Genomic DNA, 6844 nt, shown 5'->3' with positions numbered 1-6844 from the left:
TCGCTGCGCTACGTCCGGGATGACAACCGTTGTGGGTCGCGAATTCCAATCAGAACGCCCTAGACCGCCGCTACCAATCCCAAACCCGAAGCCAGCGGCAACCAGAGCGCCAGGTCGGCGATCACCGCGCCAGTCTCGCGACCGCTGGCCTGGGCGGCGCGGGCGGCGGCGGCGTGGACGTCGCCCCCCGCCTCGCCCAGCGCTTCCAGCCAGGCGTGACGCCAGGTCGGCAGGGCATGGACGGCGACACGATAACGGCTGCGCGCCACGGCGACCGGGGTCGGGCAAGGCGGCGGCGGATCGATCGGTCCGCCCCGATCGACGGCGGCCAGCAGCGGTCCTGGATCGAAGCCCAAGGTCAGCAGCCGCACGGTGTCGGGCCGCCGCAGTCGAGCGCCCGGCGTCAGCAGCAGGCCGGCGGCCAGGGGCGGTCCAGCCAGACGCTCCACCCCGACCGCGCGCTGGGCTTCGGCCCGCGCCCGATCCAGGCGGGCCAGGTCGGCCGGCAGGGCCGATAGTGCGCAGGCGCTCTCGTCGCCGACAGGCCGCGTGGACTCCAGATAGTCGGCGAAGCCCGCGCCCAGCCCATAGAGACTGGGGTCGGTCGACGGCCGCGCGGCGACATAGCCGGCCGCGAACAGCTCGAACACCTGCTCGCCGGCCAGGGCTCGCAGGCACGGAAACTCGGCGACCAGGCACTCCATCAACCGGGCGCGATAGCCACGGGCGTAGAGCGTCAGGCGCTGGGCGGCGGTCAGGCCGCCCAGGCCTTGGGGGGCGCCGACGATGACGTCGTCCAGGCCCGGCGGCGCCGCCCGGCCCAGGACCGCGCCCAGGATAGCGCCCTGCATCCAGTGCTGCAGGTTCGCCAGGTCGGGCTCAACCATGGGCGCGCGCGGGGATCCGCTCGCCGGCCGGCCGCCAGCCGTTGCGCGCCGCGTCCGCCTTGGCCAGTTCGGCCAGCAGGTCGTCCCAGGCCGGGATGTTGGCGTCCCATTCCAGCAGGGTCGACACCCCGCCGGTTCGCGCCTGGACCTCGGCGTAAAGCGGCCAGACCGCGTCGGGCACCGGGGCGTCGTGGGTGTCCATCAGGTGCGTGCCGAAGTCGCTGGGTCCGGCCAGATGCACCTGCACGATCCGCTCGGCGGGGATGCCGGCGATGTAGTCCATCGGGTCGAAGCCATGGTTGAAGGCGCTGACATGGACGTTGTTGACGTCCAGCAGCAGACCGCAGTCCGAAGCCTCCGCCAGCCGGGCCAGGAACTCCCATTCGGGCATCTGGGACGACCGGAATTCCAGATAGCTGCTGGGGTTCTCCAGGATCAGCGGCCGGCCCAGACGATCCTGAACGGCCTTCACCCGATCGGTCACGTGGGCCAGGGCGGCCTCGGTCAGCGGCAGGGGCAGTAGGTCGTGGGTGTTGATCCCCGCCACGCCGGTCCAGCACAGATGGTCCGAGATCCAGGCCGGGCGGACGCGCTCGGCCAGGGCCGCCAGCTTGTCCAGATAGACGGCGTCCAGCGGATCGGCGCCGCCGATCGACAGCGACACCCCGTGCATGACCACGGGGCGATGGGCGGTCACGACCTCCAGCACGTGGGCCGCGTAGCCCGCGTGATCGAGGAAGTTCTCACTGATCACCTCGAACCAGTCGACGCCCCAATCGGCCGGAGCGGTCGCCATCACGTGCGGGAAATGCGGTTCGCGCAGGCCCACGCCGTCGCCCAGGTTGGGCAGGCCGAGGCGTGGGGCTGGCGGTCGGGGACTGACCATCACGTCGAAGGGGGGAAGACGAGGCGCAGATTATCCGGGCCCGGAGGATCGGCCGGAACCGTCTTGCCCCTGTGCTCCATCACCGCCTGATAGGCGCGATAGGCCACATCGTGCACCTTCTCGCCGCGCTGGTAGATCATCGGATCGCCGAACGGCACGGACTGCCAGCCGTCCTTGCCCTCGCTGCCTTCAACGAAGTCGTACAGCTGCATACGGCCGGTGTTGGGGAACACCTGGGAGGCCGAGATCGGGACGGCGCAGCCGCCGAACCCGCCGCACTTGTTGTCGCTGGGGGCCGAGTACAGCTTCTGGGGCGGCAGGCCGCAGCCGCCGCCGAAGCCTCGGGTCACCACCGCCGTGCCGCAGTTGCCGCCGCCGCCCACCGGCTGGACGAAGCCGCAGCCGCCCTGGGCGTGGCAGAGGTTGGAGCCCCGGCAGGTGTGGAAGATCTCGACCGCGGCGCAGGTGTTGTCGCCGGTCGCGTCCAGGTCCAGCGCCTGGCACGAGTGATACAGCTTGCCCTTTTGCGGCGGGTCCAGGCCGATCGACAGGTCGGGCGTCAGGCCCAGCACCGCCCAGGCGATCGACATCCGGTCGCCCGAGCCGGCCATCGACGGGAACGGGAACTGCACCGGGCCGGTGGCCGGCGGGTTCCAGTAGTCGTTGAGCACGGTGGTCACGCCGGCGATCGCCCCGATCACCGCCTCGCTGAGCAGCTTGTGGCTCTCGGCCTGGGCGGCGGGCTGGTTCAAGGCGTTCAGCGCCGCCGCCAGTTCGTCGGGGGTCGGCAGCTTGAGAGGATTGGACGGATCATAGTCCGGACCCTGAAGTTCCTGGGCGGTCCAGGCCTTGTTCTTCTCCAGCCACATCGGCCAGGTGACGACCTGGGGCAGCAGGTCCTGCACTTTCTTGAAGCGCTCGTAGTGGTCCATCGGATCGTTGTCGAACCGGGCCACGGCGTCGGCCGAGGGGATCTGCTTTCCGGCGTCGTCATAGCTGGGATAGTCGGCGCGCAGGGCGGTGTCCGAGGGCTGGTACTTGGGCTTGACCGCCTGCAGCAGCTGGGGCCGCCGCTGGATCTCGCTGCCCTCGCCCTGGTCGGTGATGGCGTCCATCATCGAGATCATCTGCTCGAAGGCGATGGCCTGGTCGGTGGTGGCGATCGTGGTCTCGAAGCCCATGAACTCGCGCATCGGATGGCCGGGCGAGGAGAAGCTGTTGAACAGGTCGTTCTGCACGGCCGTGGGCGTGAACAGCGCGTCCCACAGCGTGGAGCCGTCGCTGTAGGCCAGGCTCAGATAGTCGTAATAGCACTGGTACATCCAGCCGATCGTGCCGAACCGCGGCAAGGGTTGGCCGGGCTTCCAGTCGGCGAACGGCGCCTTGGGGAAGTAGTCCTTCTCCTTCCCGGGCTTGATGTTGGCGCGGGCGTCGATCTCGGGCTGCTCGATGGCGATGAACAGCCGCAGCAGGACGTCCGACAGCGGCCCCACGTTCACCGGCACGTCCTCGTGGTGGATCGTGTCCTTCAGGTCGATGATATTGGGGATCACGCTGTTGGCCGGCCCGTAGCAGGTCCAGCCGTGACGATCGTCCTGCAGGGCGGTGTCGGTGAAGTTGGGACTGACGCCAAGGATCGTGGCCATGTTGGCGGCCATCTGCAGGTGCAGCATCTCCTGGATGAACACCGAGAACACCAGGTTGAAGGCCTGGTCGTTGGCGGTGACGGGATTGGCCGAGGTCTTGGATCCCGGCCACAGCCGACCCTGGTAGAAGTCGTTCCCCTGCCCCGTGATCGCGTGCATGCCCTGGATCGAATAGAGGCTGGTCATGTAGAGCGGGATCGTGAACAGCTCGACATCGACCGCCGCCTGGGCGATCGCCCGCAGGGCCATCTTGTCGATCGTCTTGAGGGCGGGATCGCGCGGCGCCTGAGCGCTGGCGCTGAGGGTGCGGGTCACGGCGGTCCTCCGATCTGAAACCGGCGAACGCCCTCCAGGGCGGCCGGCGCAACCGGGACGACTCGACCCGATCGATCAGCATCTTAGGTTGAGGCGCGGCCAGATCAACACTCAAGATTGATCTGGCCGCGAACGCTTTACAGCAGGATGTCGGCCGAGGTGAGCGTGCCGGTGACCTTCAGGGCGATCATGAAGTCGGCCACGCCGTCGCCGTTCACATCGCCCGAGACGTGGTAGTAGCCCGAGGCGTCCGGCGCGGCGATGATCAGCTGGCCCGCCACGCTGGAGAAGCTGGTGACGACCGAGAAGGCGTCGTTGGCGCCCGTCCCCGAATTGGCGTCGATGCCGCTCAGGTCCAGCTTGTCGGCCTCGTCGTGGCTGAAGTCGAAGATCAGGTCCGAAGCAAAGGGCGAGCTGTCGGCTGGCGCGTTGTAGACGAACGTGTCCGCCCCAACCCCGCCGAGCATGAAGTCGGCCCCGCCGGCCCCGATCAGGATGTCGTTCCCGTCCAGGCCGTAGAGGATGTCGTTGCCGGCGCCCGCGACCAGGGTGTCGGCGATGGCGTGGCTGGAGCTGTCGCCGACCATCGTGAAGGCCTGGGTGGCCCCGCCGCTGGCGATGACGTCGGTGGCCTTCAGCGAGGTCCCCGAGACCGTGATCACCGACTGGAAGTTCCCGCCGCTGTCCGGGGCCGAGTAGATGAAGGTCGTCCCGGCGAAGCGCGCGATGGTGACCTTGCCGCCGTCGATCGCCGAGATGTCGATCTTGTCTTGATCGGGGGTGAAGCCGATGACGCTGTCGTAGGCGCTGAAGTTGGAGTTCGAGATGGAGTCGTAGCGGAAGGTGTCATGCGCGGCGCCGCCGTACATGATGTCGGCCCCGTCGCCGCCGGCCAGGACGGAGTCGGTCGTGCCGCCCACCAGGACGTCGTCCCCGCCGCCGCCCGAGAGGCTGTCGCTGCTGACGCCGCTGCTGCCATGGCTTCCGTCGTCGCCGAACATCGAGAACTTGACGCCGTTACTGACCAGCAGGTCCGAGGTCCTGATGTCTCCGAAGACCTGGATGACGCTCGAGTTTCCCAGGGCGCCGAAATAGATGAAGGTGCTGGCCCCGAACCGCGCGAGGATGACGATGCCGTCGTCGGCCGCCCTGAGGTCCAGCTTGTCCTGACCGGTCTGGAAGTCGGTGATCACGTCCCAGTGCAGGATGGGCGAGTCGCCGTCGTCATAGACGAAGGTGTCGCTCCCCGTTCCGCCGGTGAGGGCGTCGCCGCCGTGGCCGCCGCGAATGGTGTCGGCGCCGCCCGAACCGTTGATGATGTCGGCTCCCGAACCGCCCGTCAGGATCTCGCTGGCGGCCGAACCGTTGATCGTGAAGCCGAAGCCGGCCACCCCGGTGACGATGTCGGAAACTTCCAGGCCCTGGCCCAGCAGCTTGATCTGACCGTCCGCCGCACCGTCGCCGTTCTGATCGATGGACAGGATCTTGTCGGTCCCGTCCGAGGTCAGGGTCAGCTTGGTCGAGCCGGTGATCAACGGCGTCAGGTACAGCGTATCCGAGGCGTGGGCGAAGTCGGTGATGGTGTCGAAGGCGGCGATCGTGCTGTCGCTGACCGCCTCGTAAGCGAAGACGTCCGCTCCGCCGCCGCCCGTCACGGTGTCAGCGCCGCCCTTGCCCGTCAGGGTGTGGGCCGATGCGTCGCTGATCAGGATGTTGGCGTTGGCGTCGCCGGTCGCCGAGCCGGTGACGGTGACGGCCAGCTGAGCCGTCGCCGCTGCGCCGGAAGGATCCTTGATCGTGTAGTCGAACTTGTCGATTCCGGTCTGGCCGACGACCAGGCCCTCGCCGTCCGCCTTGTAGGTGTACGTGCCGTCCGGATTGATCGTCAGCTTGCCATAGGCGCCGTTCACCACCGTGCCGCCGGCCACGACGACCTGGTCCACATGGGTGGCGTTGAAGGCGACGTTGGTCACTGTGAGCGACGCGGAGCCGGTGTCGATGTCGCCGTCGTTGCCGCGAACCGAGGCCAGGGCCGTGGTCAGGCGCTGCGTTACCGCGTTGGCGTCGTTGGCGGCGGTGGGCGCGTCATTGACGTTGGCGACCGCCGCGGTGGCGGCGCTGGTCTTGGTCTCCGGCGTGCTTCGCAGATCGGTGTAGCTGACCACCACGCGGATCGTGGCGCTGACGTCGGAGTCGCCCAGGGTGTAGGTCGCCTGGTCGGCCCCGACATTGGCGAAGCCGCCGCCGGTGTTGCGCTGCCACTGGTAATGCAACGGACCCAGCCCATCGGCGTCGGCCAGGGTCGAGGTGTTGGCCGTCAGGACCTGGTCCTCGGCGACCGTGCCGGTGATCGTCACCGCCCCGGTCGGCGCGTCGTTGATATTGACCACGGCCGTGGTGGCGGCGCTGGTCTCGGTCTCGGCCGCGCCCTGGCCGTCGGTGAAGCTGACGGTCACGCGGATCTGGGCGCCGACATCGGCGTCGCCCAGGGTGTAGGTGGCCTGGTCGGTTCCGACATTGGCGTAGCCCCCGCCGATCAGGCTGCGCTGCCACTGATAGTGGAACGCGCCCAGGCCGGCGGGATCGGCCAGGCTGGCGGTGTTGGCGGTCAGGACCTGATCCTCGGTCGCCGTGCCCGTGACGCTGACCCCGCCGGTGTGCGGACCATTGGCCGGCAGAACGGTCGCCGTCGCGGCGCTGGTCGCCGACTCGGCCGTGCCCTGGGCGTCGGTGTAGGAGGTCACAACGCGGACCACGCCGCCCAGCTCGGCGCCGGTGAGCGTGTAGGTCGCCTGGTCGGTCCCGACATTGACGAAGCCCGAGCCGGTGTCGCGCTGCCATTGGTAGTGCAGCGTGCCCAGGCCGTCGGCGTCAGCCAGGGTCGAGCCCGCGTTCAGGACCTGGCCCACGAACGCTCCGCCGGTGATCGACACCCCGCCGGTGTGCGGGTCGTTGACGTTGGTGATCGCCGCCGTCGAGGCGCTGGTCGCCGTCTCGGCGAAGCCCTGGCCGTCGGTGTAGCTGATCACCACACGGACCACGCCGCCGACGTCGCTGTCGCCCAGGGTGTAGGTCGCCTGGTCGGTTCCGACATTGACGTAGCCTGAGCC

Annotated in this window: 4 protein-coding genes; all 4 read right to left on the bottom strand. The window is 68.8% G+C overall.

Features of this window, described 5'->3' with window-relative positions:
• Window positions 1-59: 59 nt before the first annotated feature.
• Window positions 60-887, bottom strand: a complete 828-nt coding sequence (locus tag AC1DZ6_RS15640) for an HvfC/BufC N-terminal domain-containing protein (RefSeq protein ID WP_477098079.1) — start codon at window positions 885-887, stop codon at window positions 60-62.
• Window positions 880-1773 carry an MNIO family bufferin maturase gene (gene bufB, locus AC1DZ6_RS15635; protein ID WP_477098078.1) on the bottom strand — a complete coding sequence of 298 codons (894 nt, stop codon included), beginning with the start codon at window positions 1771-1773 and terminating at the stop codon, window positions 880-882. The genes AC1DZ6_RS15640 and bufB overlap by 8 nt, the downstream gene beginning before the upstream one ends.
• Entirely contained in the window at window positions 1773-3734 is a 1962-nt protein-coding gene (locus AC1DZ6_RS15630) for a ferritin-like domain-containing protein (RefSeq protein ID WP_477098077.1), read from the bottom strand. Before AC1DZ6_RS15630 ends, bufB begins: the two co-directional genes overlap by 1 nt.
• 137 nt (window positions 3735-3871) lie before the next feature.
• The coding region (locus AC1DZ6_RS15625; RefSeq protein WP_477098076.1) for a beta strand repeat-containing protein at window positions 3872-6844 on the bottom strand (2973 nt) is incomplete at its 5' end.

The sequence above is a fragment of the Caulobacter sp. P1_B12_2 genome, from assembly GCF_056406675.1.
Note: the sequence above shows the minus strand (reverse complement) of the source record. Positions and strands in the feature narration are given on the sequence as shown.

Excerpts from the sequence above, each read along its gene's own strand:
- AC1DZ6_RS15640 (WP_477098079.1), bottom strand. The coding sequence starts at position 887 with ATGGTTGAGCCCGACCTGGCGAACCTGCAGCACTGGATGCAGGGCGCT.
- bufB (WP_477098078.1), bottom strand. The coding sequence starts at position 1,773 with ATGGTCAGTCCCCGACCGCCAGCCCCACGCCTCGGCCTGCCCAACCTG.